Source organism: Geothrix campi, assembly GCF_024609265.1.
GTDB classification, from domain to species: domain Bacteria; phylum Acidobacteriota; class Holophagae; order Holophagales; family Holophagaceae; genus Geothrix; species Geothrix campi.
This window is the reverse complement of sequence record NZ_JANHMP010000001.1, coordinates 1,823,445-1,848,203: the sequence shown is the minus strand read 5'-3', so window position 1 is coordinate 1,848,203 and position 24,759 is coordinate 1,823,445. Positions and strand designations below refer to the sequence as shown.

Genomic DNA, 24,759 nt, shown 5'->3' with positions numbered 1-24,759 from the left:
TGAACCCGCGCTCTACCTCAGGTAGCGATCGCTCAGATTTCCTGGTCGGGCAGCGGTTCGGGATCGGTGCCGAAGACGCCTTCCCACCGGGCCACCACCACGCTGGCGAGTCCGTTGCCGATGACATTCACGGTGGTGCGGGCCATGTCCATGATCTCGTCCACCGCCAGCAGCATGGCGACGCCCGCCTCGCCGGGCAGGCCGAAGCTGCCGCAGGTGGCGGCGATGATGACGAGGGTCGCCCGGGGCACGCCGGCCACGCCCTTGCTGGTGAGCATGAACGTGAAGACCATCAGCAGCTGCTGGCCCAGGCTCATGTGGATGCCGGCGGCCTGGGCGATGGTGAGGCTGGCCAGCACCAGGTAGAGCGTGGAGCCGTCCAGGTTGAAGCTGTAGCCCGTGGGGATGACGAAGCTGGCCACCTGGCGGGGCACGCCGAAGCGGACGACCTCCTCGAGCAGCTTGGGCAGGGCGGCCTCGCTGCTGGCGGTGCTGAAGGCCGTCAGGGCCGGGTCCTTGATGGCTTTCACGAAGCCCAGGACGCGGATGCCCGCCAGCCAGGCCACCGGCACGAAGACGAGGAGGAACAGCAGGGTGAGGGCCAGGTAGAGACTGCCCACCAGAAGGCTGTACTGCTTAAGAAGGTGGAACACCGCCGGCCAGCCCTTGATGATCGAACCGTTCACGGCGTGCCCGGCCGCCATGTGGCTCACGTTGTAGGCCATGGCGCCGAACACGCCCAGGGGGGTGAGGGTCATGACGAAGTCGGTGTACTTGAACATGGTCTGGGCCACGCCGTCGAAGAAGGCCAGCACGGGCTTGCCGCGCTCGCCCACCTTGGTGAGGGCGATGCCGAAGATGGTGGCGAAGATCACCACCGGCAGGATGTCGCCTTCGGCCGCGTGCTGGATCAGGTTCGACGGGAACATGTGAAGGGCGATTTCCCAGCCCGTTTTCGCCTTGGCCGCGGCCACGGCGGCATGGGCGCCCATGTCCATGGGGAGGTTCGCGCCGGGCTTCAGCCAGTTGGCCACGCCCAGGCCGATGAACAGGGCCAGCGTGGTGATGACTTCGAAGTAGATCAGCGCCTTGGCGCCCATGCGGCCCACGGCCCGGATGTCCCCGGTCTGGGCGATGCCCACGATGATGGTGGACAGCAGCAGGGGGACGATGAGGCCCTTGATGAGACTGATAAAAGCTTTGGAGAGGAACCGGAAGGTGTCGTAGGCCCAAGGGTACTGATCCTGGGGCAGGAAACCGCCCAGCACCACGCCCATGATCAGGCCCACGAAAATCCAGAAGGTACTGGAGCGGTACCAGGGTCGCTTGACGGTCACAGAAACCTCACGCCAGGGGAAAGGGCAAGTTTGGCATGGGACGCCGATTGCTAACGTCCGGTAGAATAAAACTCTGTTTTGGAGTCAATGGCATGGTCCATGGCAAGCGCTGGAATCTACTCAATACGCTCTTCCTCACGGGGACCCTGGCCCTCGCGCTGGTGCTGGTGCCCTGGCGCCTGGCCACGTCCGGCCTGAGGTGGAGCGAGGCGCTGGTCTTCCTCGCCATGATCTCCGCCGTGGGCACCGCCATCAGCGGCGGCTACCACCGGCTCTTCAGCCACCGGGCCTACAAGGCCTCCTGGCCTGTGCGCTTCCTCTTTCTCTGCTTCGGCGCCGCCGCCTTCGAGAACTCGGTCCTCAAGTGGTCCAGCGACCACCGGGTGCATCACCAGCATGTGGACACGGAGAAGGACCCCTACCAGATCGGTAGGGGCTTCTGGTACGCCCACTGGACCTGGGTCATGGAAGCGAAGGAGCTGCCCCTGGCCGGCGTGGCGGATCTGGAGAAGGATCCCCTGGTGCGCTGGCAGCACCGGCACCACTTCCTCATCGGCGCCGTGGTGACCACCATTCCCCTCTGGATCGGCCTGGCCACCGGCAACGTCCTGGGCCACCTCGTCTTCGGCGTGGCGCTGCGCATCGTGATGACGCACCACACCACCTTCTTCATCAACAGCGCCGCCCACATGTTCGGCAGCCGCCCCTACACGGATACCAATACGGCCCGCGACAACTGGCTGCTGGCGCCCCTCACCTACGGCGAGGGCTACCACAACTTCCATCACCTCTGGCAGTGGGACTACCGCAACGGCGCCCTCTGGTACCAGTGGGACACCACCAAGTGGCTGCTGAACGTCCTGGGCTGGATGGGCCTGGTGGGCCAGTTCCGGCGCGTGTCCGAGGCCGCCATGACCCGGGCCCGCCTGCACATGGAGGAGAAGCGGCTCCATGAGCGCCTCAGCCTGGCCAGCCCGGGCGTGGCCACCCCCATGCGCGATCGCCTGGCCGCGGCCCGCCTGAAGCTGGACACGGCCCTGGCCGCCCTGCATGACCGGCATGAAGCCTGGCAGGCGAAGAAGGCCGAGTGGCGCGCCAAGGGCCTGGCCAAGGCCGAAGCCTGGCGGGAGGCCAAGACGGAGCGGAAGGCCGCCCTGGCCCTGCATCGCGCCGAGCTTCGGATGGCCTGGGCGGAGTGGAAGGCGGCCCGACTCGAAGTGCGGTCTGCGCTGGTGTACGCCTAGGGCCGCCCAGCCCCTCGATCCGGGCCCCGCCTGTGGGATCATGGGATCCCCGTTCTTTGGAGCGCAGCATGGCTTCCTTCGATCTCCTCGTCATCGGCTCCGGCCCCGGCGGCTACATCGCGGCCATCCGCGCCGCTCAGCTGGGCCTGAGCACGGCCCTGGTGGAGAAGGATGCGGGCCTGGGGGGTACCTGCCTCCACCGCGGCTGCATCCCCGCCAAGACCTGGCTGGAGAGCGCCCACCGCTTCGAGCAGATGCAGGTGGCCGATGACTACGGCATCGACGGCGTGGACGCCAAGAGCCTGAAGGCCAACCTCGCCACCATCGTCAAGCGCAAGGGCCGCATCGTCCTGAAGAACGCCAAGGGCATCGAGTTCCTCATGAAGAAGAACAAGGTGACCGTGCTCAAGGGCTTCGGCAAGCTGCTGGGCGGCGGCAAAGTGGACGTGGCCGGCGAGGTCCACGAGGCCAAGCGCATCATCCTGGCCACGGGCTCCGCCCCCAAGCCCATCCCCGGCCTGGAAACGGATGGCGTTCGCGTGCTCAACAGCGACCACATCCTGGACCTCACCGAGCTGCCGAGCCACCTGGTGATCCTGGGCGCCGGCGCCATCGGCGTGGAGTTCGCCTCCGTGTTCAGCCGCCTGGGCTCCAAGGTCACGCTGGTGGAGTTCATGGACACCATCCTGCCCCTGGAGGACGAGGAGATCGGCCTCGAGCTGGCCAAGATCTTCAAGAAGACCTACAAGATGGACGTGCGCACCAAGACCAAGATCACCCGCATCGAGAAGCGGGCCGATGGTGTGGTGTGCTTCCTCGAAGGCGAGACCCCCGGCGAGGTGGTGGGCAGCCACTTGCTGGTGGCCGTGGGCCGCGCGCCCATGGTGGAGGGTATCGGCCTGGAGGCCACCAAGGCCCAGGTGGACCGCGGCTGCGTCGTCATCGACAAGTTCATGCAGACCGGCGAGCCCGGCCTCTACGCCATCGGCGACATCGTGCGCACGCCCTGGCTGGCCCATGTGGCCAGCGACGAGGGCATCGTGGCCGCCGAGCACGCCGCCCAGAGCCTGGGCAAGGACGTACACCCCCATCCCGTGCGCTACGACCGCTTCCCCGCCTGCACCTACTGTGATCCCGAGGTGGGCACCATCGGCCTCAACGAGAAGGCCGCCCGGGCCAAGGGCTACGACGTGCAGGTGGGCACCTTCCCCTTCGCCCCCATGGCCAAGGCCAACATCGTGGGCGAGCCCCACGGCTTCATCAAGATCGTGGCCGACAAGAAGTACGGCGAGATCCTCGGCATCCACATCCTGGGCCCGAAGGCCACGGAGTTGGTGGCCTCCAGCGTGGCGCTCATGGGCGGCGAGTTCACCGTGGACGAGCTCATCAACACCATGTATCCCCACCCCAGCCTCAACGAAGTGTTCCCCGAGGCGGCGCGGGCGGTGTATGGGCGGGCGCTGAATATGTAGGTTTTTGATTCATCAACCGCGACCACTAAGGCTTGAAAACACGAAGAACCGCCCGGCATGGGCGGTTCTTCGTATGTATGAGAAGTTGGATTGATAACGGAAACTAACCGGCCCTACCTACGCCGAGGCGACGATTGGAACCGTGGAAGCGGAACGATAAGAGAGCGTGAATCGCACTGTAGGTGGGGTCCAAGTTAAACTGAAGGTTAGGCCCCATTGAGATAATCAATTGATTGCGTAAGTTTGTTCGTAGATTTCGTTTAGCGGACTGCCATTATAAGTCCATAACTGTAGTGGTGAGACATAATAATCGGTGCCGAGAATCATGCGCGTGACCGCAGAAAGATACATTGCATTTTCTCCGTATTGAACACGCCTTGCATCGAGGGTTGTGACCACATTGTCGTTGTATGTTGATTTAAGTTCAGAACCAACAGGAATGCCCATCTCTGCAAAATTGAAGTTAGGTCGTCTGCTTTTCTGCTGTTCCGCTGCTGCCGCCGACACTGTGTCAATTTCCGTCGGTTGCTGGCTGACCTCGATTGTGGTGTCTTCGATATGGATTAGTTTAAGGATAGCAATTGCTTGTTCTGCCCCGATACGAAAAAACTCACGATTAGGGTTAATCCTATACGGGTTAAAAGCAGTGTGTAAGGCCATCTCAACTTCTTGCTCGTTAGTAACCCTGCCCGCAAATTCGAGCGTAAAGGGAACTGGAACACCGGTTGTGTAGAGTTGCGCAATTCGTGTATTGGCATCGTCTTGGGATGTCCGTCCGATCTTTACCAAACCAGGCATGACTGGATTCGTAAGTACATAAACAAAGCCCATGTGGATCACCTCTGTGTGAGTAATGTAGAAGCCTGACAATGGAAGTTAACCTGCCCTACCTGCAAGGAGGCGCTGAACGGAACGGAGGAAGCGAGGAAGCGAGAGAGAGCGGAGGGCAAGGCAGGCGGGATCCTACGTCGAGCGGAGGATTAGGCCTTCAGTCGAACCAATTCGGTTTTGAAACAGTAGAAGGCATCCAAGGGTACCTGGCTGTTGCAGCAACGAAGTCGTCGTGATAGTGACTTCTTTGTCCCCAAAATTCAACTTCTTCGATCCCTGACACAGATGTCTTAAGGTTGTCCATAGAAAAACTCCAGTATTTATTACTATCCTGTCCTTCTCGAGGTATTGCATGCCCGGTTTGGGAATCTATCAATTCACCGCAAGCTAGATTGTCCTCGAGGAGCAGAGCAGTCTCTGATTCGACCTTAACGGCGATATCCCGAATCGCAGTTGAGATGTCTTCGTAAACCTTGTTTAAAGTTTTCTTTGCTAGAATGATGCTTACAGGTTTATAAGCAGCTATGGAAAAATCGTCATTAAACTGTGCGGAGATTTGATCTTCGCTCACATAAATGCAATTATCACGAATTGCTTGATACTGGCGTAGCAATTGAAGAGTCTGTAAGTTGGTAACCTTAAAGCTGCAAAAATGTTCACCATAAAGATTTTTAACGAGTGTTGCTATTGGGTAGATTAGTTCAATGCGAACCCATTCTTGATCACGACTAAAATAGAGTGATGTAGTGAGGTGTTTGCTCCCAATGGATTTTAATTCTTTATACCATGGCTCTGTTGAATTTGTTGGTACAACATTGGCAATCGTGGAAATTTGTATAAGACATCGCTCGATTTCAAGTAATACATGTTTGGAATTCTGTTTGATCAAGTCCACATCGTCCTGTTTGACGGGACGAAAATGGGCAAGTGAATTTCTTACAGTTCCAATCTCCTGCAGCTTGGTTAATACGACTGCTTTGGTTGCTTTGAAATAACCAGCGAAGTACCTCCAATACGCATCAGAGATAAGAATTTGCGTGAGTTCACCGCTATTCAAGTAGAGCACTGGTGATGTCACCTCGTCACCCAGATAGCCGTGCTCTCGAGCCTGAGCAATTCGCTTACGGGTTTCGGTCCGGATAGTCGCGCCATCGCTTACAGCCGCAAGATCCCAATCTTTTCCAAGTTCTCGTTTCAAAATGACGTATACAAAAATTCGTAAAGCATTCTCGAAACGAAACAAGATATTAAGCGCTTCATAGTAGTAAAGATGTAGCCATCTGTCCGGAATTTTTAGACCTTTTGAATCAGACAGTTCTGCGCTCTGCCAGTCCATGGAGGAACTCCTAATGAAGATGCAATCCGTCTAAAGAAGGCCTATCTAAATTTGGACGAAGGGTCAAGCATAGGTGAAGATTGCCTAATTTGAGCTGCAGCGGTGTAACTGCTGATTGGATACTGGGTGAACGGATAATTGCCGTGCCTGAGTAATCTGAGAGAGAGGCCGCCTAAACACTCGGTAGGTGAAAGATCTTAGGTGTTTTCCATGGAGACACACTGGTCCTGTATCTTCAAGAGAATCGTGCAAACGGGCGAAATCCACCTCCGAACGGTTGGCCGGCCCATCCGAGGCTCAGTCCCCGTACTCCCCCTTCAACAGCCGCGCCCTCAGCTCCGCCGGCAGCCGCCCGGCCTTGTGGTCCTGGGTGAGCATGGCTTTGTAGCGGCGGTTCTGGAGGAGGTCGACAGCGGGGACGCCTCGGGCCTGGGCGTCCTTGAGGGTGGCGAGAAAGCCTTCCAGGTCCTTGGCGCGGTACTGGACGACCAGCAGGAGGGCCAGGGCGTCGGGGTCCACCCGCTGGCCGGGCGGGGCCTGGGCCATCACGTCGCGGATGATGCGCAGGGCGCTGAGGGGGTCGCTGTCCACCAGGGCCTCGGCCCCCTTGAGGGCGGCGTCGTCCATGGCGGCGTTTCTCGGCGGGGCCGGGCGCAGGGCCCACCAGGCGCCGCCCGCGGCCAGTAGGCTCGCCAGCCCCAGGGCCCAGGCCCCGCGGCGCCGGGGCGCGGCCTTCGCGGGGTGGGGAAGCGCCACGGTGGCCTGATCGGAGGGCCGATCTGAGGGCTGGTCCTGGGGGCGCCAGGCGGGATCCAGGGCGGCGCGCAGGGCCTCGCCCAGATCCTTCGCGGAGCCGAAGCGCTCCAGGGGATCCTTGGCCAGGGCCCGGGTCACCAGGTCCCGCAGGGCGGGGCTCAGGCCCTCCAGGCGGCTCGTGTCCAGGTCCGGCGCGGGCTCGTTGAGGATGCAGTAGATGAGCGAGCCGTTGGTGTCGCCCTGGAAGGGGCGGTGCCCCGCCAGGCCCTCGTAGAGGATGACGCCCACGGCGAAGAGGTCGGCGGAGGGCGTGGCCTGGCCCCGGCTCAGGTACTCGGGGGCCATGTAGGCGAGGGTGCCCACCACCATGCCCGTCTGGGTGGCCTCCTGGCCCAGCGATTTCGCCACGCCGAAATCCAGGATCTTGGCCACGGGCCGCTCGCCTTCGCGGGCGATCATGATGTTGGCGGGCTTGATGTCCCGGTGGACGATGCCCTTCTGGTGGGCGGCCTGGAGGCCGTCGCAGACCTGGGCCATGGCCTCCAGGAAGGCCCGGGGCGCCAGGGCCTGGCGGCGCAGGAGGCTCTCCAGGCTGGGGCCCTCCACCACTTCCATGGCGAAGTAGAGCAGCCCGTCCGCCTCGCCGAACTCGTAGATGGTCACCACGTTGGGGTGGTGCAGCCCGGCGGCGGACTGGGCCTCCCGCGCGAAGCGGGCCTTCAGATCGCCCAGGGCCTCGGCGTCCGCCTGGGGCCGGATGGTCTTGAGGGCCACCTCGCGCCCCAGCGTCGTGTCCCGCGCCAGGAACACCTCGCCCATGGCCCCCTGGCCCAGGGTGCGGAGGATCTCGAACTTGCCGACGCGGTCGGGCATGGGGTCTCGATGGGAGGTTCCCCCTACCTTACCCTTCCGGCCCTGCCCGGAGGCCGCTCAGGCGGGGAACAGGTCCAGGTCAATCCAGAAGGTGGTGCCGGGCGGGCCGGTGTCGAAGCCCACCTTGCCGCCCAGCACCTTCTCCCCGAAGAGCTTCACGGCGTAGGTGCCCAGGCCCCGGCCGCTGTCGGCCTTGGTGCTAAAGGAGCGGAGGAAGATCTGGCTGCGGATGGCCTGGGGGATCTCGCCGGGGTTGTGCACCTGGAAACGCAGCTGGCCGTTCACCGGGCGGACGGACAGGGTGACGGACTCCCCGGGCGCGATGGCCTCGGCGGCGTTGACGGCCAGGTTGAGCATCACCCGGGAGAGCAGCTCGGGATCGGTGCGGATGGGCTCGGCCGAGATGGCCCGCAGGACCACAGGGCGGCTCCCGCCGGTGGCGTGGCGGGAGAGCAGGTCCCGGACGTCCTGGAGGATCTCTATGGGCGGGACCTCGCGCAGGTTGGGGCGCAGCTCGCCGTGCTCGGCCTGGACCATGGCCCGGTAGCTCTGGAGCTCGCGGTCCAGGAGGCCCGTGAGGCGCACGAGCTTATCCGCCACCTGCTGGGTGCTGGCGCCCCCGGCGCACAGCAGGTCGCTCCAGCCGCGGATGCCCTGCATGAGGTTGGCGATGTCGTGGAAGAAGAGGCGTTCCAGGGCGTCCCGGCGCTTGGTGGGGCTGACGTCATGGAGGAAGACCGCCTGGAACTCGTGGCGGCCCACCCGCAGGGGGTTGACGGCGATCTCGAACTCCGCGCACTGGGTGGTGTCGCCGTTGCGAAGCATGAGGAGGCACTCGGAGCGAGCCGGGCGGCCGGTGCGCTGCCCCTCCAGAATGGCCAGCACCGCGCCGCAGTGGGCGCAGGCCCTGCTGGTGCCGCAGCCCCCCGGGCCCTCCTCTGCGTGGATGCACCCGAAGACTTCCCCCGGGCGGCGGCCCATCAGAGCCTCGGAGGTCGCCCCCACCAGGGCCTGGACCGAGGCGTTGGCCGCCAGCACCTGGCGGTGGCAGTCCAGGATGAGCACCAGCCCGTCCAGGGAGGCGGTGAGGAACTGGGCGACTGGGTTGGCCAGGCAGGCCTCGGCTTCCATCTGGAGCGTGCGGTGGGGGGCGCGCTGGGCCGGGGCGAACCAGGTGGATCGGGGAGGCCGGGATGGCAACCGCTTGGCAAGCACCATGGGCACCCTCCCCCTTGAGTCAAAGCCAAAAATGCCGAGTTGTTGAAAATATACACATTTCCACCGGGCGCGCCTTCATGTAAAAACGGCATCCTGCGCCCGATGGCCTTCAGCAGCGCGCGCAGAAGTGTGGCGGCGCGGGCAGGCGGGAGAGCCCTTCGAAGGCCAGCTCCCAGGCCCGGGCGGGCCCGCGGAAGGCGGTGGCCTCGGGCGTGAGCGTGCGCAGCGCGTGGAGGGGGGCGGGGTCGCCGGGCAGGGGTAGGAAGGGGATGGGCTGGCCCGTGGCGGTGCGCAGGGCCGTGCGGAGGGCGTCGGTGAGGGCCGTGGCTTCCGGCAGCACCAGGGGCGGCACCCGCAGCTCGGCGCCTTCGGGCAGGGGCACGCCGGGCCAGAGGTCCGCCTCGAAGCCGCCGTGCTCCACGTGATCTGGCGCCTCCCGCCACTCCGGGCGGCGGAAGGTCATCTTGCGGCGGGCCTTGTCCCAGTCCGGCAGGAATAGCTTCAGGTCCGCCTTCTCCAGGGGGCCCATGGGGGCCTTCTCCAGGGCCACGGGCACGGTCCGGGCGATGCGGCCCGGCAGGCGCCGGACCAGCATGGGCTTCCCGTCCAGCCAGGGCAGGCCCGCGTCCAGGGCGCAAACGAGGGCGCCCAGGCGTCGGCGGTGCAGGTCCAGGGTGGAGGCTAGGTCGCAGCCGGGCGCCGGCACGAGGCCCAGCACGTTCACCGCCAGGCCCCGGGCCTGGATCGCGGCCGCAGCCGCCAGGGGCTCGACCAGGTCCTCCGCCGTCCGCCCCAGCACCAGGATCTGCGGCAGGCCGTGGCCCTGGATCCGCTCCACGAGGACGAACCCGCCGCCGGGCGCCGAGAGCACCGATCCGCCCAGCTCCGCCGCCAGCCGCAGCGCCTCGGGATTCATCCCAGGGCCTCCACCAGCTTCTCCCGGCGCCGGTCCAGGGCCGCGGCCGCCGCGGGCAGCAGCAGCAGGTGCGCCGTCAGCACCAGCCCGAAGAGGAGCGCCATGCCCGGCACCAGCAGCCGCGGCGAGCTCCAGGCCAGCAGCGCGTAGGCGCCCCCGAAGAGGCTGGCCCAGAAGCCCGAGGTGGCCACGCTCAGCAGGCCCAGGGCGAAGGGCATGTTGTTGTTCTTGAGGCTATCCATGGCCATGGGCCGCGGCGCCCAGGTGGAGGTCCACTGCCCCACCGAAGTCTGGGCCAGGAAGATGCAGCCCATGAGCAGCATGCCGCCGAGCAGGGGAATGAGCCCCGCGTGATCCACAGCCAGCAGCAAGCCCGCCAGCGCCAGGGCCTGGAGCCCCTGGTGGGCCGCCATGCCCAGCAGCTTCCCCTTGAGCAGATCCTCCGGCCCCACCGGCAGGAGCAGCAGGCCCTTCACGCCGTGCCGGTCCAGGCCGAACTGGTTGAACACGAAGTTGTTCGCCACCAGGGACAGGTAGGCGAAGGCCGCGGGCACGGTCCAGAGGGGGTTCGCCTTGAACTGGGCGAAGGGACCCTTCAGCAGCACCACGGTCATGAGGGGCATCAGGAAGGCGAAGCGGCCCAGGTGGCTGCGCATGAGCGTCTGGAAATGGAGCCGTCCGAGACCTTCGGCGGGATGCCGGAAACTCCACAGGCGATCGGGCCTACGGGTGGTGGAGGGCGGGGCCGTGGCTCCGCTCGTCTCCCGGGCCATGATCCGCGCGCCCAGGACCATCACCAGCGCCAGCAGGCCCAGCGGGTAGAGGTGCAGGGCCAGGGCCGCGCTCCACTGCCCAGCCTGCGCCTTGGCCAGACTCCGGGCGGCGGCATGGGTGGGCAGGGCTTCCAGCACCCGGGCGGCGCCCCGCCCCAGGGCCTGGGCCTTCTCGACCTGGGCGGCCTGGAGGGGGCGGGTGGACGGCCCTGCCCCGCGCTTCGGCAGGCCGGAGGACATCAGGGTGGAGCCCAGCCAGGCCAGGATCCCCAGGCCCACCAGGGCGAGGCGGAGGCGCTTCACCAGGGCCGCAGCCAGGCCCCCCACCAGCAGCTGGAGGGCCAGCAGCATCAGCAGCGTCTCGAGAAGCACGAGCGGGATCAGCGGCAAAGTCCAGGGTGCCGCCGCACCGATGCCCAGCATCAGCCCCGTCAGGGCCAGGCCCATCGTCAGCGGCAGCATGTCCGCCAGGCCCGCCGTCAGCTCCGCCAGGTAGAGGGTCCGCAGCCGCAGGGGGAAGCCCCGGTAGGTCTCCCAGGCCAGCTCCCGGGCGCCGCCCAGGACGCCGCCAATGAGGCCGCCGCCGAAGCCCAGGAAGGCGAGCAGGGTGCCGAGGATCGTGATGACGACCGGCCGTTCGAGGCGGCTCCCCAGGAGCCAGCCCAGGGCGCCCCCACCCAGGAGCAGGCCGAGGGCCCCAAGCAGGGAGAACACGCCCACCGCCAGGGCCAGGGCCCAGGCACCCTGCCGTCCCAGCTCCCGGGCCGAGCGGTTCCAGGTGGCTTGTCCGTGGGCGGCCAACAGGGCGCGGAAGGGGCTCACAACCACGAGAGGCCCTCCTTCTGGGGGCCACCCACCAGATCGACGAAGAGCTGTTCGAGGCTTTCATTGCCTCGGCGAAGTTCCTGCAGGGGGCCGAAGCCCTTGAGCCGGCCCTCGTCCAGGATGGCGATGAGGGGGCAGAGCTTCTCCACCACTTCGAGGATGTGGCTGGTGAGCACCAACGTGACGCCGCTCTGCTGCAGGCTCTGGAGGATGTCCTTGATGGTGCGGCTGGTGACGGGGTCGATGCCCTCGAAGGGCTCATCGAGGAACACGACCTTGGGCCCGTGGATGAGCGCCGCGCAGAGGGCTACCTTCTTCTTCATGCCGAAGCTGTAGTCCGCGATGAGCGTCTTCGGGCCGGGCGCCAGGTCCAGGGTGTCGAACAGCTCCGCCTGACGGCCATCGATGAGGGCGTCCGGCATGCCGTACATGCGGCCCACGAAGCGCAGGTACTGGGGACCCGTTAGCATGTCGAGGAGGGCCATGTCCTCGGGCATGGCGCCGATCTGGCGCTTCACGGCGAGGGGGTCGGATTCGAGGTCCAGGCCGAGCACTCGGATGCGGCCCGAGGTGGGCTTCAGCAGGCCCGTCACCATCTTCAGCGTCGTGCTCTTCCCGGCCCCGTTGCGGCCCAGTAGGCCCAGGAAGGCACCGGGTTCGAGGGCGAGGCTGAGGTCGTCGACGGCCGTCTTGTCGCCGAAGCGCTTGGTGAGGGAGTCCAGTTCCAGGGCGGGCATCCTCCGAGGGTAGCAGTGGCGCCCGGAGGCTTCAGGGCCGGGAGGGCCCGGTATACTTCGCGCCATGGCAACCCCCCGGATCTTGGTGTCGTCCCTGCTGACCCTTTCGTCTTTGCTGGCCCTGTCCGCCTGCTCCAAGCCCGAGGCGGCCAACCTGTCGGATGCCGCCACCGCGCCCCTGGGCGACCTCAACCTGGTGCGCGCCAAGATCCCGCCGATCCTGCTGGCGGCCCAGAAGGCCCCCTACGGACCACCGGCGGATCCCAGCTGCGCCGGCCTGGTGGCAGAGGTGCAGCAGCTGGATGCGGCCCTGCCTCCGGACCTGGATGCTCCGCCGGCAGCGGCTCCAAGCCTGGGCGAACGCGGCCGGGCCGAGGCGGGCGGCGCGGCCGTGGGCGCCGTGCGCCATACGACCGAGGGCCTCATCCCCTTCCGGGGCTGGGTGCGGAAGCTGAGCGGAGCCGAACGCCGCTCCCGGCTGGTGGCCGAGGCCGTCGCCGCGGGCCTGACCCGACGGGCCTACCTCAAGGGGTTGGGGCAGGCCCAGGGGTGCCCGCCGCCCGCCGCTCCCCGACGTCCCGAGCCGGCCTCCACCGCGGCCGCGCCCGTCGAACAAACGCCATCCGCACCCCGGTAGCCCAGGAGGAACCCATGGATCTCGGCATTCGCGGCAAGGTGGTCATGGTGGCGGCGGGCAGCAAGGGGCTGGGTCGGGCCGCGGCCCTGGCCTTGGCAGCGGAAGGCTGCGCGGTGTCCGTATGCGGGCGGAGCGAGGATGCCCTGGCGGCGGTGAAGGCCGAGCTGGAGGCCCTGGGCGTGCCCGCCCTCACGGTGGCGGCGGACGTGTCCAAGGCCGAGGATCTGGCCCGCTGGCATCAGGCCACGGGGGCCGCGATGGGTCCCGTGCAGATCCTGGTGACCAACACGGGCGGTCCCAAGGCCGCAGGCTCCGCAGACCTCTCCGACGACGACTGGGCCGCCGGGGTGGCATCCACGTTGATGAACGTGGTGCGCCTGTCACGGCTTGTCCTGCCCGGCATGCGGGCCGCCCAGTGGGGCCGCATCGTCCACATCACCAGCCTGGTGGCCAAGCAGCCCACGCCCCTGCTCACCATCAGCTCCACCCTGCGGGCCGGCCTATCGGGCTTTACCCGCACCCTAGCCCTGGAGACAGCCGCGGAGGGGATCACGGTGAACGCTGTCCTGCCTGGCCACGTGATGACTGACCGCCAGGTCCACCTGGCTGAGCTGCGCTCCGCCGCCGAAGGCATCACCATGGACGAGTACTACGCCCGCACCGCCGCGGCCATCCCCGCCGCCCGCATCGGAGACCCCGGTGAGGTCGGCGCCGTCATCGCCTTCCTCTGCGGCCAGCCCGCGAGCTACCTCACCGGCCAGAGCCTGCTGGTGGACGGAGGCCTTGTCCAAGGCACGTTCTGACGCAGAAACGCCGGCCCCTGGCCGGCGTTTCTGTGCAGGTAACGGTCTTCAGTTCTTGATCCCACTCACCGTCTGGAAGTAGTGCGCGAAGGCTGCGATGCCGCCCCCGGCCTGTTCCCAGTCGTAGTTCTCGTTGGGCGCGTGGTAGCCGTGGCTGGGCAGGCTGAGGCCCAGGAAGAACACATCGCAGCCCAGGATGTCCTCCATGGTCTTCACGGCGCCGATGCTGCCGCCTTCCCGGGTGAAGGAGCAGGGGGCGTTGAAGGCGAAGTGGTAGGCGTCCTTGATGGCCTCGGCGTAGGGGCCGGTGACATGGCCCTTGAAAGGCGCCAGGCCATGCTCTTCGTGGAACTGCACATCGGGGAAGCGCTCGTTCACGAAGGCGCGGATGCGGCCGATGGTCTTGGCCTCGTCCATGTCCGGCACCAGGCGGCAGCTCAGCTTCACCTCGGCCCGGGGCGGCACGGCGCTCTTGATGCCGGGGCCCGTGTAGCCGCCCACGACGCCGTGGACTTCCATGGTGGGCCGACCCCAGACGCGCTTCATGACCTTGATGGGATCCTCGGTGCGCATGCCGGTGATCATGTGGTCCTTCTTGAAGGTGTCCACGCTGAAGCCGGCGTTCTCCCACTCCTCCAGCTCCTGCTTGGAGGGCTTCACCACCTCGTCGTAGAAGCCGGGGATCTTTACCTTGCCGGTTTCGCCATCCATCATCTCGGCCACGACCTTGATGAGCTCGGCCAGTGGATTGCGCGCCGCGCCGCCCACCACGCCGCTGTGCAGGTCGTGGTCCGCGGTCTCCAGCGTCAGGCGGAAGCCCTTGAGGCCGCGCAGACCCGCAGGAGTGCTGGGTTTGCCGCGGGTGATCCAGACCGTGTCGCTCACCACGATGGCGTCGGTCTTCAGGCGGTCCTTGTGCCGATTCAGGCCACCCTCGAAGCTGGGCGAGCCGATCTCCTCCTCGGTCTCCCACAGGAAGTGGATGTTGAGGGGCACGCCCGCCTTGCGGGCCGCCAGGGCACCGAAGAAGGCCGTCACGGCCGGACCCTTGTCGTCCGTGCTGCCGCGGCCCCGGTAGGTGTCGCCGGCCACCACGAAGGTGAAGGGCTCCGCCGTCCACTCGGGTTCGTTGGCGGGCTGCACGTCCATGTGGTTGTAGACCGTGATCGTCGAGCAGCTGGGATCCTCGCCGAACCACCCGTGGATGAGGGGATTGCCGCTGGTCTCCAGGATCTCGGCCTTGCCCCCGTGCCGCTCGAAGAGCGCCCGCGCCGCTTCGGCCACGCGCCGCACATCGCCCTGGTGGGCCGGGTCGGCGCTGATGGAGGGGATCTCCACCAGGGTCTTCAGCTCCGCCTCGAAGGCCGCACGGCTTTCGTTGGCGAACCGGCCCAGGGCCTCACGGGTGAGAAGGGATGGATTCATAGACGCTCCGGAAAGGGTCAATCATCATCCCACATCCGGAAGTCTTGTCTATTAAGCGATCTAGGCATCTTCGATGCCTCAGCCGGGGTACCCGCCCGCCACCTTGAGTCCCGTCCACTCCGGCAGGCCCAGGGCCAGGTTGAGGTTCTGCACGGCCTGAGCGGCCATGCCCTTGCCCAGGTTGTCCAGGGCGACCATCACGGCGCCGTGGCCATGGCGCGCCGCCACCGCGATATCGGCGAAGGCGCTGCCCGTGGTGGCGGCCACGCGGGGCGACCCCTCCACGATCCGCACAAAGAAGCGATCTTTGTAGAAGTCCTCATAGAGGGCCCGAAGGGCCCCGCCTTCAATTCCCGCGGGCAGCGGGAATTGAAGGGTGGCGAAGATGCCCCGCACCATGGGCGCGCTCTGGGGCACGAAGCTCAGCGGCACCTCCCAGCTCTCCGCGGCGAGCGTGCGCAGCACCTCGGCCTCGTGCTGGTGGCTGAGGATCTTGTAGGCGCGGAAGTCCGTGGCCCTGGTGGGATGGTGGGTGGTGTCGCTGGGTGCGGCGCCGGATCCCGAGGAACCCGTGGCGGCGGTGACGGCCACGAAGGCGGGTTTCCAGGGGGCCAGTGGCAGCAGGGCCAGCTGCAGGGCGGTGGCGAAGCAGCCGGGATTGGCGATGCGCCGGGCGCCCTTCATGCGCCCGGGCTTCCAGTCCACCAGGCCGTAGACCCAGGCGGGATCCAGGCGGAAATCGGCGGAGAGATCGATGACCGTGACTTTGTCCGCGAGGCCAAGACGCGTCCACTCGGTCTGGAACTCCGGCCAAAGCCTGGCCAGCTCCCCGTGGGGGAGGGCCGAGAACACGACCGGGAAGGCGCTGTCGGCCAGGGGCGTCCAGTCCGGCGCGGCCTCGAAGGTACCCTCCACCAGCCCCTGCAGGTGCGGGTGCTGGGCATGGAAGGGCTTGCCCGCGTGGCTCCTGGCCGTGCCGCGGAGGGACTTCACCGCGGGATGAATCGACAGCCAGCGCAGCAGTTCGCCTCCGCCGTAGCCGGAGGCACCGAGGATGAGCACGTCGACCTTGCTCATGCCTTGGCCGCGATCTTGGGCTCGACGAGGCCCAGCACGAACTTGCCGAGTGCTTCCGAATCGGCGCGGGCGTTGCGGGCGGGGAGACCGAGGGTGGCCACGAAGCGCTCGCCCACGCGGTTGTCGGTGGCGGGGCCGGCGATGAGGTCGGCCTGGATGGCAAAGGCGTTCTTCAGGTGATGGACGCCACCGGCCGCGCCCACGGGATCGTTGGCGCACAGGATGAACGCGCCGCTCAGGGCCTTCAGGTCGGCGTCTTCGAGGATGGCCTGGACGCCGTACTCGCCCATGATGCCGTCGCCGGTCTCAGCCACGATGACATCCACGCCGTGGGCCGCCAGTTCCGAGAAGATGATGCGCGACACGCCGGCCGCACTGCGCGCGTCCGTGCAGACGATGCCGGCGTCGGTGAAGTCCAGGGCCACCTCGGCGCCGTAGTCGCGCATGGCCAGCGCGTCGCGCATGAGAGACACGCCCGTGAGCTTGCAGGCGCCCACGCGGTAGCCCGCGCGGCTGAGCTGGCGGATGGTGGCGCAGGCAGCGGCGGTCTTGCCCGCGTTCATGCAGGTGCCCGCCACGTACACCACGGGGCAGTGGGTGGAGAGGCCCGTACCCTTGAGCGCGCCCATGCGGATGTGGGCGGGCTGGCCAGCGCGGGACTGGAACTCGGGGAACACCAGCACTTGGCCCAGCACCTCCAGTTCGAAGGGCTTGCCCACATCAGGGTTGTGGGACAGGCACTTGCCGATGACGCCGCCCATGTTGAGCAGGTTCACGGTATCGCCCGGTTTCAGGGACTCGGGCATGACGCCTTCGTAGCCCTGGAGGGCATTGCGGTGGCCCAGGGCCCCCACGAGGATGTCCCCGTCATGCAAGGTGCTCATGCGCCCGTGGGGATCCTCCAGCTGGTTGTAGGTGGTCTTCTCGCCCCGGATGCGGCAGGCGATGACTGAGCCTTCTTCCAGCAGGATCTCCGGTGAGAGCGTGAGCGTGCGGCCCAGCCGCAGGTTGCGGGTGACCGAGGCGAGTTTGTCGACGTGGATGCGCATGGGGACCTCGGAATCAGTTCGGCTTGGCCTTGAGGGTGAGGACCTGCTGGACGCCGAAGACCTTGGCGAAGCCGGCGGCCTCGGCGCCGGTCCAGAGCTTGTTGGCCTCGCCGTAGGTGGCGATGCGGGGATCCATCAGGGAATAGGGGGATTGCACGCCCTCTACCACGAAGGCGCGGGGGTGCAAGGTGAGACGCACCTCGCCGCTCACGCGGTCCTGGCTGGATTCGAGGAAGGCCTCGAGATCGCGGGCCAGCGGGTCGAAGAAGTGGCCTTCGTGGAGGAGCGACCCGTACAGGTTGCCCAGGCTCTCCTTCCAGAAGAGCTGCTTCCCGCTGAGGACGAGCTTCTCCAGCTCTCGGTGGGCGCCGATGAGCAGGTGCGCGGCCGGGGCCTCGAAGCCCACGCGGCCCTTGATGCCCAGGATGGTGTCGCCGAGGTGCACGCCGCGGCCGATGCCGTAGGGCCGGCCCACGGCGTTGAGCTGGGCGACGAGGGTGACGGGGTCCATGCTGTTGCCATCCAGGGAGACGGGCACGCCTGCCTCGAAGCCGATGACCAGCGTCTTGGGGGCCAGGCTGCCGATGACGCCGCCGGGGAAGGCCGCCTCGGGCAGGGAGGTCCAGGGATCGAGGGTCTCCCGGCCGCCCACGCTGGTGCCCCACATGCCCTCGTTGATGGAGTAGTCCTGCGTCTTCGGGGGGAAGATCACGCCCCGGTCGGCGCAGTAGGCCATCTCCTCGGCCCGGGAGAGGGCCAGGTCGCGGATGGGGGTGAGGATCTGGAGGTCCGGCGCCAGGGCGCGGAAGGCCACATCGAACCGCACCTGGTCGTTGCCGGCGCCGGTGGAGCCGTGGGCGATGGCGGCGGCGTGCATGTCCTTGGCCAGCTCCGCCACGGCCCGGGCCTGGCAGACGCGCTCGGCCGACACGGACAGCGGGTACATCTGGCCCCGCAGCACGTTGCCGTAGACCAGGTAGCGCAGGTAGCCATCGAAGAGCCCGATGCGGGCGTCCACCGTGGTGTGGCTGACGGCGCCCAGTTTCGGCGAGGCGGCCTCGATGCGGGCCAGCTCCTCCGGCGAGAAGCCCCCCGTGTTCACCGTGACCGTGGCCACGTCGTAGCCCTGCTCCTTGAGGTAGAGCACGCAGAAGGAGGTGTCGAGACCCCCCGAGAAGGCGAGAACGGCGAGCTGGCTCATGGGAGGCCTTTCAAGAGAGAAACATCAAGGGGGCCGTTCCTCAGTTCACCCATAGCGCAGCCTCCGCTTGGGCATGGGCTTGCTGCCTCGCCTCGATCCAGCCACGGGCAGCGGCGAGGTCGGCTTCGAGCGCGTCCAGGGCCAGGTTGCCGGCGCCGCCCAGGTGGGTGGCGGTGAGAGCCGTGCGGTCCGGAGCGAAGGTGCCGTCCTGGATCTGCTGGGCCACCTGGCGGTAGGCCTCGCGGAAGGGCAGGCCGCCCTGCACGAGGACGTAGGCCTGGTGGGCGGCGTAGAGCTCGTCGCTGGAGGCCGCGGCGGCGGCCTTGGCCTTCACCTGGAGGGCGGGCAGCAGGGGCTTCAGCACGGCGAAGAGGTCGTCGGCGTGCCGCAGCGCGGTGATCAGGGGCTGCTTCAGCAGCTGGAAGTCCCGGTGGTAGCTGGAGGGCAGGCCCGAGGCGAGCTGCTCCACCAGGCCCGCGGCGCCGCGCAGCTCCCGGCAGCGGCCCCGCGCCAGCTCCACCACGTCCGGGTTCTTCTTCTGGGGCATGATGCTCGAGCCGGTGGTGAAGGCGTCCGGCAGCTTGAGAAAGCCGAACTCCTCGGTGCTGTAGAGGGAGACGTCCCAGAGGAACTTCTCCAGCACGCCACCCACGGAGGCGGCCCACTGCAGCACGGCGGCCTCGTGGCGGCCCCGGCTGTTCTGCACGTCGATGGGGCTGCGCTGCACCTTCGAGAAGCCCAGCAGCTTCGCCGTGAGTTCCCGGTCGATGGGCAGGGGCACGCCGAAACCGGCGGCCGATCCCAGCGGGCAGCGGTCCAGGCGGCCGTACACGCCCTGCAGGGCCTCCAGCTCCTCCAGCAGGCCTTCGGCGAAGGCCGTGGCCCAGAGGCCGAAGGTGCTGGGCATGGCCCGTCGCAGGTGCGTGTAGCCCGGCAGGGGCGTGTCCTGATTCGCCTTCGCGAACGTGAGGAAGCCCTCGGCCAGGTCCGCCACCCGCAGGCCCAGGATCACCAGGGCATTGCGCAGGTAGAGGCGCAGGGCCAGGATCACCTGGTCGTTGCGGGAACGGCCCAGGTGGATGCGGCCGCCCACGGGGCCCAGGTTCCGCGTGAGATCGGCCTCGATGGTGGTGTGGCCATCCTCCATGTGGGGCGGGATGGGAAAGGCCCCCTGCTTGGCGAGGTTGGCGATGCGCCGCAGCCCGCGGACCAGCGAAACGGCGTCGGCTTCGGGGATGAGGCCCGTGGCGGCCAGCATCCGGGCGTGGGCGGCGCTGCCGAGCGCATCCCAGGCCAACAGGGCCAGGTCCGTCTCGGGATCCTCGCCCACGGTAAAGCGGTGGATGGCCGCATCCAGTGGCACGTCCTTGGCCCAGAGGGTGGTGGCTTCAGGTCTCATCGGGCCCCCGTCTCTTGGTTGGCCGCCTGCATCTTGAAGAACGCGGGGATGAGCTTGGCATAGAAGGCCGCACCCGCTTCAAGTTCCTGGATGGTGAGGTATTCGTTGGGGCAGTGGCTGCGGAAGGTGTCACCAGGGCCGACCTTCACGGCGGGCACGCCGCCCAGGAAGGCCCAGTCCGAGGTGGTGCCGGAGCCCACGGGGCCTGCCTTCTTGGCGGCCTGAAGGGCGGCGCGGACGATGGCGTGCTTGGGATCCGTGCCCTTGGGCAGGTAGCGCTTGGAGTGGATGGCGACTTCGCTCTCGAGCTGCCGCTGGAAGGCGGCGCACAGGGCGTCGTGGTCCTGATCGGGGCCCGTGCGGAGGTCGATGAAGAACTCGCAGGCGTCGGGCACCTGGTTGCGGCGCAGGCCGCCGCTGATCTGCGTGACCTGGGCCTTCTGGCTGCCCAGCAGCGGGTGGGCCGGGAACTCCATGGCGGCCACCTTGGCGATGTCCCGGGCCGCCTTGTGGATGGCATTCTCGGCGCCCAGCATCTGGGCGTTGGCCACGTGGCCGCTCTGGCCCCGGGCCGTGCACTTCAGGAGGAGCATGCCCCGCTGGGCGGCGCAGACCCGCAGGCCCGTGGGCTCGCCCACCACGGCGCCATCCAGGGGGCCCAGCTGGTCGAGGATGGTGGCGATGCCCTGGCCGCCGGTCTCCTCCTCGGCCGTGAGGGCCACCACCACCTCGCCGTCGAGGGGCTGCTTCGCGAGGTCGAAGGCCGCGAGCAGGATGGCGGTCACGCAGCCCTTGGCGTCATTGGCCCCCAGGCCCTGGAGCCGGGACCCATGCCAGACGGGCGTGAAGGGATCGCCCTCCCAGCCGGCGCTGGGAGGTACGGTATCCAGGTGGGAATTGAGCAGGAGCCTCGGCCCGCCCTTCTTTCCGAAGGTGAACCAGAGGTTGTGGCCCTGGCGCTGGACTTCGAAACCCTGGGTGGAGACGAGGTTCTGCACCAGGTCCGCCAGGGGGCCCTCCTCGCCGGACACGCTGGGCGTGCCGACCAGGAGCGTGAGCAGCTCCGCCGGGCTCATGGCTTGGCCCCGGCCGTGGGCGCGGCGGTTCCCGATGCGATCCCCGATACGATCATCGTTCCGCTGCCCTCATTGGTGAAGATCTCCGCCAGCAGGGCGTCCGGGGCGATGCCGCTCACCAGGTGGGCGCTGGCGACGCCGCCCTGGAGAGCCGCCTTCACCGCCGCGACCTTGGGGCGCATGCCGCCGCTGATGACACCCTTGGCCTCGAAGGCGGCGAGCTCCTCCAGGGTGGCATGGGGAATGAGGGAGGAGGCCTTGTGGACGTCCTTCAGCAGGCCCGGGACGGAGAGCAGGAAGAACAGCTTTTCGGCGTGCAGGGCCGAGGCCAGGCTGGCGGCGATGGTGTCGGCGTTGGTGTTGTAAATGGCGCCGTCTTCCCCCCCGGAAAGCGGCGCCACCACCGGCACGAAACCTCCTTCGAGCAGGTGGCTGAGAACGTGGGGATCCACGGTGTCGATGTCGCCCACCAGGCCGAAATCCACCAGCTGGGGTTCGGTGGCGCCGTCCGGCACGATGGGCACCGGCGGCCGCCTGGTGGCCTTGAGCAGGCCGGCGTCCAGGCCCGTGAGACCCACGGCGGGCACGCCGGCGGCCTGGAGCTCCGCCAGCAGGTCCATGTGCACCTGGCCCGCGAACACCATCTTGGCGGCGTCCAGCACTTCGGGGCTCGTCACCCGCCGCCCCGCCACCTTTTGCACGGGGATGTTCATGGCCTCGCACACGGCGTCCAGCTCCGCGCCGCCGCCGTGCACCACCACCACCTTGATGGAGAAGGACCACAGCAGGGCGATCTGCTCGCAGAGCGCCTTGCGAATCTTGGGCTCGGCGATGACGTCGCCGCCCACCTTCACCACGAAGGTCTTGCCTCGGAACAGGCGAACGTACCGGGAGGCTTCTTTGAGGGCGGCGTAGGGATTGGGGGAGAGCGGCATGGATAACTCCGGAATTGGACGTGGTGGCTGGGCTTTGCCCGGGCACCACGTGGGGGGACCCGGGCGGTCCCCCCCGGATCGATGTCAATCGTTCAGCAGATGGTCGATGGTGGCGCGCTGCACGTGGAAGCGGTTCTCGGCCTCGTCCACCACGCGGCTCCAGGGGCCGTCCAGGACGCTGTCGTGGACTTCCAGGTTCCGGCGCACGGGGAGGCAGTGGGTGAAGATGGCCTCCTTCGCGGCCTTCTGCATGTGGGCGGCGGTGGGCATCCAGGCGCCCAGGTCGGTCATGGGCGCGGCCGCCAGGCCCGACGTGGTGGAGGGCCCCCAGGCCTTGGCGTAGACGGCGGCGCTGCCCTCCAGGGCGGCGTCCTGGTCCGTGGTGTAGAGGATCTTCCCGCCGGTGGCCGCCGCGTACTTCTCCGCCTCGGCGCGCACTTCCGGCGCCAGCTCGTAGCCCTTGGGGTGGGCCACGCGGATCTCCGCGCCACAGGCGGCGGCGGTCAGCAGGAAGGAGTTGGGCACCGCCTTGGGCAGGGGCTTCATGTGCGGCGCCCAGGTGAGGGTCACGGGCACCTTCGTGGTGCCGTGGGCCTCCTGGATGGTGAGCAGGTCCGCCAGGCCCTGGTGGGGATGCTCCCGGGCGCTCTCCATGCTCAGCACGGGCACGGTGGAGAAGCGCCGGAAGGCGTTGATGACGGGATCCAGCTCATCGATGGCGTCGCCATCGCCGTGGGAGAAGGTCCGCACGGCCAGGGCATCCACGTAGCGGCCGAGCACGGGCACGCCCTCGCGCACGTGCTCGGCCCGGTCCTGGTCCATCACGGCACCGTCGCGGTCCTCCAGCTTCCAGGTGCCGGCGCCCACTTCGAGCACGATGGCGTGGCCGCCGTGCCGCAGCATGGCCGCCTCGAAGCTGGCCCGGGTGCGCAGGCTGGGGTTGAAGAAGACCATGCCGAGGATGCGGTCCGCGAAGATGGCGCCGGGCCGCTCCTTCTTCCAGGCGGCGGCCCTGGCCAGGATCTGCTGGACGCCCTCGGGGCCCAGGTCGGCGATGCGGGTGAAGTGCTTCATGTGGGCTCCCGGAATCAGGGCTTGGCGAAGGCGTGGATGGCGGCGACCAGGGCGGTGAGGGCCGCGTCGCTGACATTGAGGGGCGGCATGAGGCGCAGCACCTTGGGGTCCCCGGAGCCGCCCAGGAGGATGTGCTGCGCCATGAGGTGCTTCTTGAGGGCGGCGGCGTGGGGTGTGCGGAGGCCCAGGAGGAGGCCCTCGCCCTGGATGGCTTCGACGACCGATCCTTTCAGCTCCTTCCGAAGCCGCTCAGCGGCTTCGGAAGCCTGCGCCATCAGCCCTTCGGTCTCGATGACGTCCACCGTGGCCAGCAGGGCCGCGCAGGCCAGGGGCCCGCCGCCGAAGGTGCTGCCCAGGTCGCCGCCCTTGAGCTTCGAGGCCACGGCGGCGGTCATGAGGAGCGCCCCCATGGGCACGCCGGAGGCCAGGCCCTTGGCGGAGGTCATGAGATCGGGCCGCACGCCGTAGAACTGGGATGCGAAGGGCGTGCCCAGGCGGCCCATGCCCGTCTGGATCTCGTCGAAGATGAGCAGGGTGCCGCTGACATCGCACTTGGCCCGCAGGGCCTGGAACCACTCCCGCGAGGCGGTCTTGATGCCGGCCATGCTCTGGATGGGCTCGAGGATGACGCCGGCCACGTCCGAGAAGTCCGCGGCTTCCAGGGCCGCCAGATCCCCGAAGGGCAGGCGCAGGCAGGGCGTGAGGCTGTCCGCGAAGGGCTGGGTGATCTTGGGGTCATCCGTCACGGAGAGGGCGAGCGTGGTCCGGCCGTGCCAACCGCCGTCGAAGGCGGCCAGCGTCTTCCGGCCCGTCAGCAGCAGCGCCACCTTCAGGGCGTTCTCGTTGGCCTCGGCGCCGCTGTTGCAGAAGAAGACCGAGTCCATCCCTGAGAAGGCCGTGATCTTCGCGGCGGCGGCATCCCGCACGGGCAGGGCCGCGGCGGCGGAGTAGAAGAGCAGCGAGGCGGCCTGGTCGGCCACGGCCTTCACCACCTTGGGGTGGCTGTGGCCCGTGGCGCACACGCAGTGGCCTCCGTAGAAGTCCCACCAGGCTTGGCCCCGGTCGTCGAAGACGCGGTCAGCCTCGCCCTTCACCAGGGGAAAGGGATAGGGGGCGTAGGTGGGCAAAAGAGCGGGGACTGTGGGGCTGGGCAGCATGCGGAAATCCTGTGCATATGCGCGCATGGGGGTGCATAACCATGCAATCGATTGCATAATATGCACAGATCAGATTTCCCGAGGCAAGAACTATTTCATGGCTTTTGTGAAACATCTGAGTGATCGACTTGCGAATTCATGCAATTTCATGCAATATCCATGCATGGATTTGGATCAGCTCATCCTCCAGCTTCTGGAGACCCACCCCATCGCGGATCAGACCGATCTGCTGGACCGGTTGTCGGCGGAAGGCCACGAGCTCACCCAGTCCACCCTGTCCCGGCGGCTCAAGCGCCTGGGGGTGCAGAAGGTCCAGGGGCGCTACCGCCGGGTGGAGGGCTCCGCCCAGGTCCTGCCCGAAGTGACCATCATCGAGGCGCCGCCCAACCTGCTGGTGCTGCGCACGGCCCCGGGTTTCGCCCAGGCCCTGGGCCTCAGCGTGGATGCCGATCCCGTTCCCGGTCAGGTGGGTACCCTCGCCGGCGACGATACCGTGTTCGTGGCCGTGCTGCCCGAGCGCCTGGCCGACGTGAAGGCGCACCTGCTGCGAGTAGTGGCGGGGCGGTAGGGGCTTCGGGGTCGCAGCCTGTAGACTGACTCCGTATTCG

General features: G+C 67.3%; 22 protein-coding genes. 5 read left to right on the top strand and 17 right to left on the bottom strand.

The window, feature by feature from the left end; all coding sequences use genetic code 11:
• Positions 1 to 32: 32 nt before the first annotated feature.
• Positions 33 to 1,337: a dicarboxylate/amino acid:cation symporter gene (locus tag NOV65_RS08585; protein ID WP_257305843.1), complete on the bottom strand. Its 1,305-nt coding sequence runs from the start codon at positions 1,335 to 1,337 to the stop codon at positions 33 to 35.
• A gap of 92 nt (positions 1,338 to 1,429) precedes the next feature.
• Between NOV65_RS08585 and NOV65_RS08580 the strand changes: the two genes are divergently transcribed.
• Positions 1,430 to 2,581, top strand: a complete 1,152-nt coding sequence (locus NOV65_RS08580) for an acyl-CoA desaturase (RefSeq protein ID WP_257305841.1) — start codon at positions 1,430 to 1,432, stop codon at positions 2,579 to 2,581.
• 68 nt (positions 2,582 to 2,649) lie between these two features.
• Positions 2,650 to 4,053, top strand: coding sequence for a dihydrolipoyl dehydrogenase (gene lpdA / locus NOV65_RS08575; protein ID WP_257305840.1), 1,404 nt, complete (start codon positions 2,650 to 2,652; stop codon positions 4,051 to 4,053).
• A gap of 225 nt (positions 4,054 to 4,278) precedes the next feature.
• Here the strand turns inward: lpdA and NOV65_RS08570 are convergent, their stop codons facing one another.
• The 7 genes from NOV65_RS08570 to NOV65_RS08540 form a co-directional block, all read right to left on the bottom strand.
• Positions 4,279 to 4,884 (bottom strand): GIY-YIG nuclease family protein, encoded by a 606-nt coding sequence (locus NOV65_RS08570; RefSeq protein ID WP_257305838.1) that lies wholly within the window; start codon positions 4,882 to 4,884, stop codon positions 4,279 to 4,281.
• A 157-nt stretch (positions 4,885 to 5,041) separates the two neighbouring features.
• A complete protein-coding gene (locus tag NOV65_RS08565; RefSeq protein WP_257305837.1) occupies positions 5,042 to 6,220 on the bottom strand; it encodes a hypothetical protein in 1,179 nt (392 codons plus the stop codon).
• A 297-nt stretch (positions 6,221 to 6,517) separates the two neighbouring features.
• Positions 6,518 to 7,849, bottom strand: coding sequence for a serine/threonine-protein kinase (locus NOV65_RS08560; protein WP_257305835.1), 1,332 nt, complete (start codon positions 7,847 to 7,849; stop codon positions 6,518 to 6,520).
• Positions 7,850 to 7,906: 57 nt separating this feature from the next.
• The gene (locus NOV65_RS08555; RefSeq protein WP_257305833.1) at positions 7,907 to 9,067 is read right to left on the bottom strand and encodes a sensor histidine kinase; all 1,161 of its coding nucleotides are present in this window, start codon (positions 9,065 to 9,067) and stop codon (positions 7,907 to 7,909) included.
• A gap of 109 nt (positions 9,068 to 9,176) precedes the next feature.
• Positions 9,177 to 9,983, bottom strand: a complete 807-nt coding sequence (locus NOV65_RS08550; protein ID WP_257305831.1) for a hypothetical protein — start codon at positions 9,981 to 9,983, stop codon at positions 9,177 to 9,179.
• Complete coding sequence (locus NOV65_RS15445; RefSeq protein WP_306671960.1) at positions 9,980 to 11,584, bottom strand: hypothetical protein; 1,605 nt, start codon at positions 11,582 to 11,584, stop codon at positions 9,980 to 9,982. Before NOV65_RS15445 ends, NOV65_RS08550 begins: the two co-directional genes overlap by 4 nt.
• Positions 11,575 to 12,318, bottom strand: a complete 744-nt coding sequence (locus NOV65_RS08540) for an ABC transporter ATP-binding protein (RefSeq protein WP_257305829.1) — start codon at positions 12,316 to 12,318, stop codon at positions 11,575 to 11,577. Before NOV65_RS08540 ends, NOV65_RS15445 begins: the two co-directional genes overlap by 10 nt.
• Positions 12,319 to 12,403: 85 nt before the next feature.
• Here NOV65_RS08540 and NOV65_RS08535 point away from each other — a divergent pair, with 85 nt between their 5' ends.
• Both NOV65_RS08535 and NOV65_RS08530 read left to right on the top strand, forming a co-directional pair.
• Positions 12,404 to 12,955, top strand: a complete 552-nt coding sequence (locus NOV65_RS08535) for a hypothetical protein (RefSeq protein WP_257305827.1) — start codon at positions 12,404 to 12,406, stop codon at positions 12,953 to 12,955.
• Between the two features lie 14 nt (positions 12,956 to 12,969).
• A complete protein-coding gene (locus NOV65_RS08530) occupies positions 12,970 to 13,758 on the top strand; it encodes an SDR family oxidoreductase (protein WP_257305825.1) in 789 nt (262 codons plus the stop codon).
• A 48-nt stretch (positions 13,759 to 13,806) separates the two neighbouring features.
• On the opposite strand, the gene NOV65_RS08525 is transcribed toward NOV65_RS08530, so the two are convergent.
• The 9 genes from NOV65_RS08525 to NOV65_RS08485 form a co-directional block, all read right to left on the bottom strand.
• Positions 13,807 to 15,183, bottom strand: coding sequence for a M20/M25/M40 family metallo-hydrolase (locus NOV65_RS08525; protein WP_257305823.1), 1,377 nt, complete (start codon positions 15,181 to 15,183; stop codon positions 13,807 to 13,809).
• 78 nt (positions 15,184 to 15,261) lie between these two features.
• A complete protein-coding gene (argC, locus tag NOV65_RS08520; protein WP_257305821.1) occupies positions 15,262 to 16,260 on the bottom strand; it encodes an N-acetyl-gamma-glutamyl-phosphate reductase in 999 nt (332 codons plus the stop codon).
• The gene (locus NOV65_RS08515) at positions 16,257 to 17,309 is read right to left on the bottom strand and encodes a P-loop NTPase family protein (protein ID WP_257305819.1); all 1,053 of its coding nucleotides are present in this window, start codon (positions 17,307 to 17,309) and stop codon (positions 16,257 to 16,259) included. Before NOV65_RS08515 ends, argC begins: the two co-directional genes overlap by 4 nt.
• A 13-nt stretch (positions 17,310 to 17,322) precedes the next feature.
• On the bottom strand, positions 17,323 to 18,510 hold the full coding sequence (gene argG / locus NOV65_RS08510; protein ID WP_257305817.1) for an argininosuccinate synthase: 1,188 nt from the start codon (positions 18,508 to 18,510) through the stop codon (positions 17,323 to 17,325).
• 40 nt (positions 18,511 to 18,550) lie between these two features.
• A complete protein-coding gene (gene argH / locus NOV65_RS08505; RefSeq protein WP_257305814.1) occupies positions 18,551 to 19,909 on the bottom strand; it encodes an argininosuccinate lyase in 1,359 nt (452 codons plus the stop codon).
• Positions 19,906 to 20,985, bottom strand: a complete 1,080-nt coding sequence (locus NOV65_RS08500; protein WP_257305812.1) for a M20/M25/M40 family metallo-hydrolase — start codon at positions 20,983 to 20,985, stop codon at positions 19,906 to 19,908. Before NOV65_RS08500 ends, argH begins: the two co-directional genes overlap by 4 nt.
• Positions 20,982 to 21,920 (bottom strand): acetylglutamate kinase, encoded by a 939-nt coding sequence (gene argB, locus NOV65_RS08495; protein ID WP_257305811.1) that lies wholly within the window; start codon positions 21,918 to 21,920, stop codon positions 20,982 to 20,984. The genes NOV65_RS08500 and argB overlap by 4 nt, the downstream gene beginning before the upstream one ends.
• An 84-nt stretch (positions 21,921 to 22,004) precedes the next feature.
• Entirely contained in the window at positions 22,005 to 22,994 is a 990-nt protein-coding gene (locus NOV65_RS08490) for an N-acetylornithine carbamoyltransferase (protein WP_257305809.1), read from the bottom strand.
• A 14-nt stretch (positions 22,995 to 23,008) separates the two neighbouring features.
• Positions 23,009 to 24,151: an aspartate aminotransferase family protein gene (locus tag NOV65_RS08485; RefSeq protein ID WP_257305806.1), complete on the bottom strand. Its 1,143-nt coding sequence runs from the start codon at positions 24,149 to 24,151 to the stop codon at positions 23,009 to 23,011.
• Positions 24,152 to 24,314: 163 nt separating this feature from the next.
• Here NOV65_RS08485 and NOV65_RS08480 point away from each other — a divergent pair, with 163 nt between their 5' ends.
• Complete coding sequence (locus NOV65_RS08480) at positions 24,315 to 24,719, top strand: arginine repressor (protein WP_257305803.1); 405 nt, start codon at positions 24,315 to 24,317, stop codon at positions 24,717 to 24,719.
• The last annotated feature ends 40 nt before the right edge of the window (positions 24,720 to 24,759 follow it).

What these genes read in the sequence shown, in the direction of transcription:
- NOV65_RS08580 (WP_257305841.1), top strand. Translation starts at nt 1,430, where the DNA reads ATGGTCCATGGCAAGCGCTGGAATCTACTCAATACGCTCTTCCTCACG.
- lpdA (WP_257305840.1), top strand. Translation starts at nt 2,650, where the DNA reads ATGGCTTCCTTCGATCTCCTCGTCATCGGCTCCGGCCCCGGCGGCTAC.
- NOV65_RS08570 (WP_257305838.1), bottom strand. Translation starts at nt 4,884, where the DNA reads ATGGGCTTTGTTTATGTACTTACGAATCCAGTCATGCCTGGTTTGGTA.
- NOV65_RS08565 (WP_257305837.1), bottom strand. Translation starts at nt 6,220, where the DNA reads ATGGACTGGCAGAGCGCAGAACTGTCTGATTCAAAAGGTCTAAAAATT.
- NOV65_RS08560 (WP_257305835.1), bottom strand. Translation starts at nt 7,849, where the DNA reads ATGCCCGACCGCGTCGGCAAGTTCGAGATCCTCCGCACCCTGGGCCAG.
- NOV65_RS08555 (WP_257305833.1), bottom strand. Translation starts at nt 9,067, where the DNA reads ATGGTGCTTGCCAAGCGGTTGCCATCCCGGCCTCCCCGATCCACCTGG.
- NOV65_RS08550 (WP_257305831.1), bottom strand. Translation starts at nt 9,983, where the DNA reads ATGAATCCCGAGGCGCTGCGGCTGGCGGCGGAGCTGGGCGGATCGGTG.
- NOV65_RS08540 (WP_257305829.1), bottom strand. Translation starts at nt 12,318, where the DNA reads ATGCCCGCCCTGGAACTGGACTCCCTCACCAAGCGCTTCGGCGACAAG.
- NOV65_RS08530 (WP_257305825.1), top strand. Translation starts at nt 12,970, where the DNA reads ATGGATCTCGGCATTCGCGGCAAGGTGGTCATGGTGGCGGCGGGCAGC.
- NOV65_RS08525 (WP_257305823.1), bottom strand. Translation starts at nt 15,183, where the DNA reads ATGAATCCATCCCTTCTCACCCGTGAGGCCCTGGGCCGGTTCGCCAAC.
- argC (WP_257305821.1), bottom strand. Translation starts at nt 16,260, where the DNA reads ATGAGCAAGGTCGACGTGCTCATCCTCGGTGCCTCCGGCTACGGCGGA.
- NOV65_RS08515 (WP_257305819.1), bottom strand. Translation starts at nt 17,309, where the DNA reads ATGCGCATCCACGTCGACAAACTCGCCTCGGTCACCCGCAACCTGCGG.
- argG (WP_257305817.1), bottom strand. Translation starts at nt 18,510, where the DNA reads ATGAGCCAGCTCGCCGTTCTCGCCTTCTCGGGGGGTCTCGACACCTCC.
- argH (WP_257305814.1), bottom strand. Translation starts at nt 19,909, where the DNA reads ATGAGACCTGAAGCCACCACCCTCTGGGCCAAGGACGTGCCACTGGAT.
- NOV65_RS08500 (WP_257305812.1), bottom strand. Translation starts at nt 20,985, where the DNA reads ATGAGCCCGGCGGAGCTGCTCACGCTCCTGGTCGGCACGCCCAGCGTG.
- argB (WP_257305811.1), bottom strand. Translation starts at nt 21,920, where the DNA reads ATGCCGCTCTCCCCCAATCCCTACGCCGCCCTCAAAGAAGCCTCCCGG.
- NOV65_RS08490 (WP_257305809.1), bottom strand. Translation starts at nt 22,994, where the DNA reads ATGAAGCACTTCACCCGCATCGCCGACCTGGGCCCCGAGGGCGTCCAG.
- NOV65_RS08485 (WP_257305806.1), bottom strand. Translation starts at nt 24,151, where the DNA reads ATGCTGCCCAGCCCCACAGTCCCCGCTCTTTTGCCCACCTACGCCCCC.
- NOV65_RS08480 (WP_257305803.1), top strand. Translation starts at nt 24,315, where the DNA reads ATGGATTTGGATCAGCTCATCCTCCAGCTTCTGGAGACCCACCCCATC.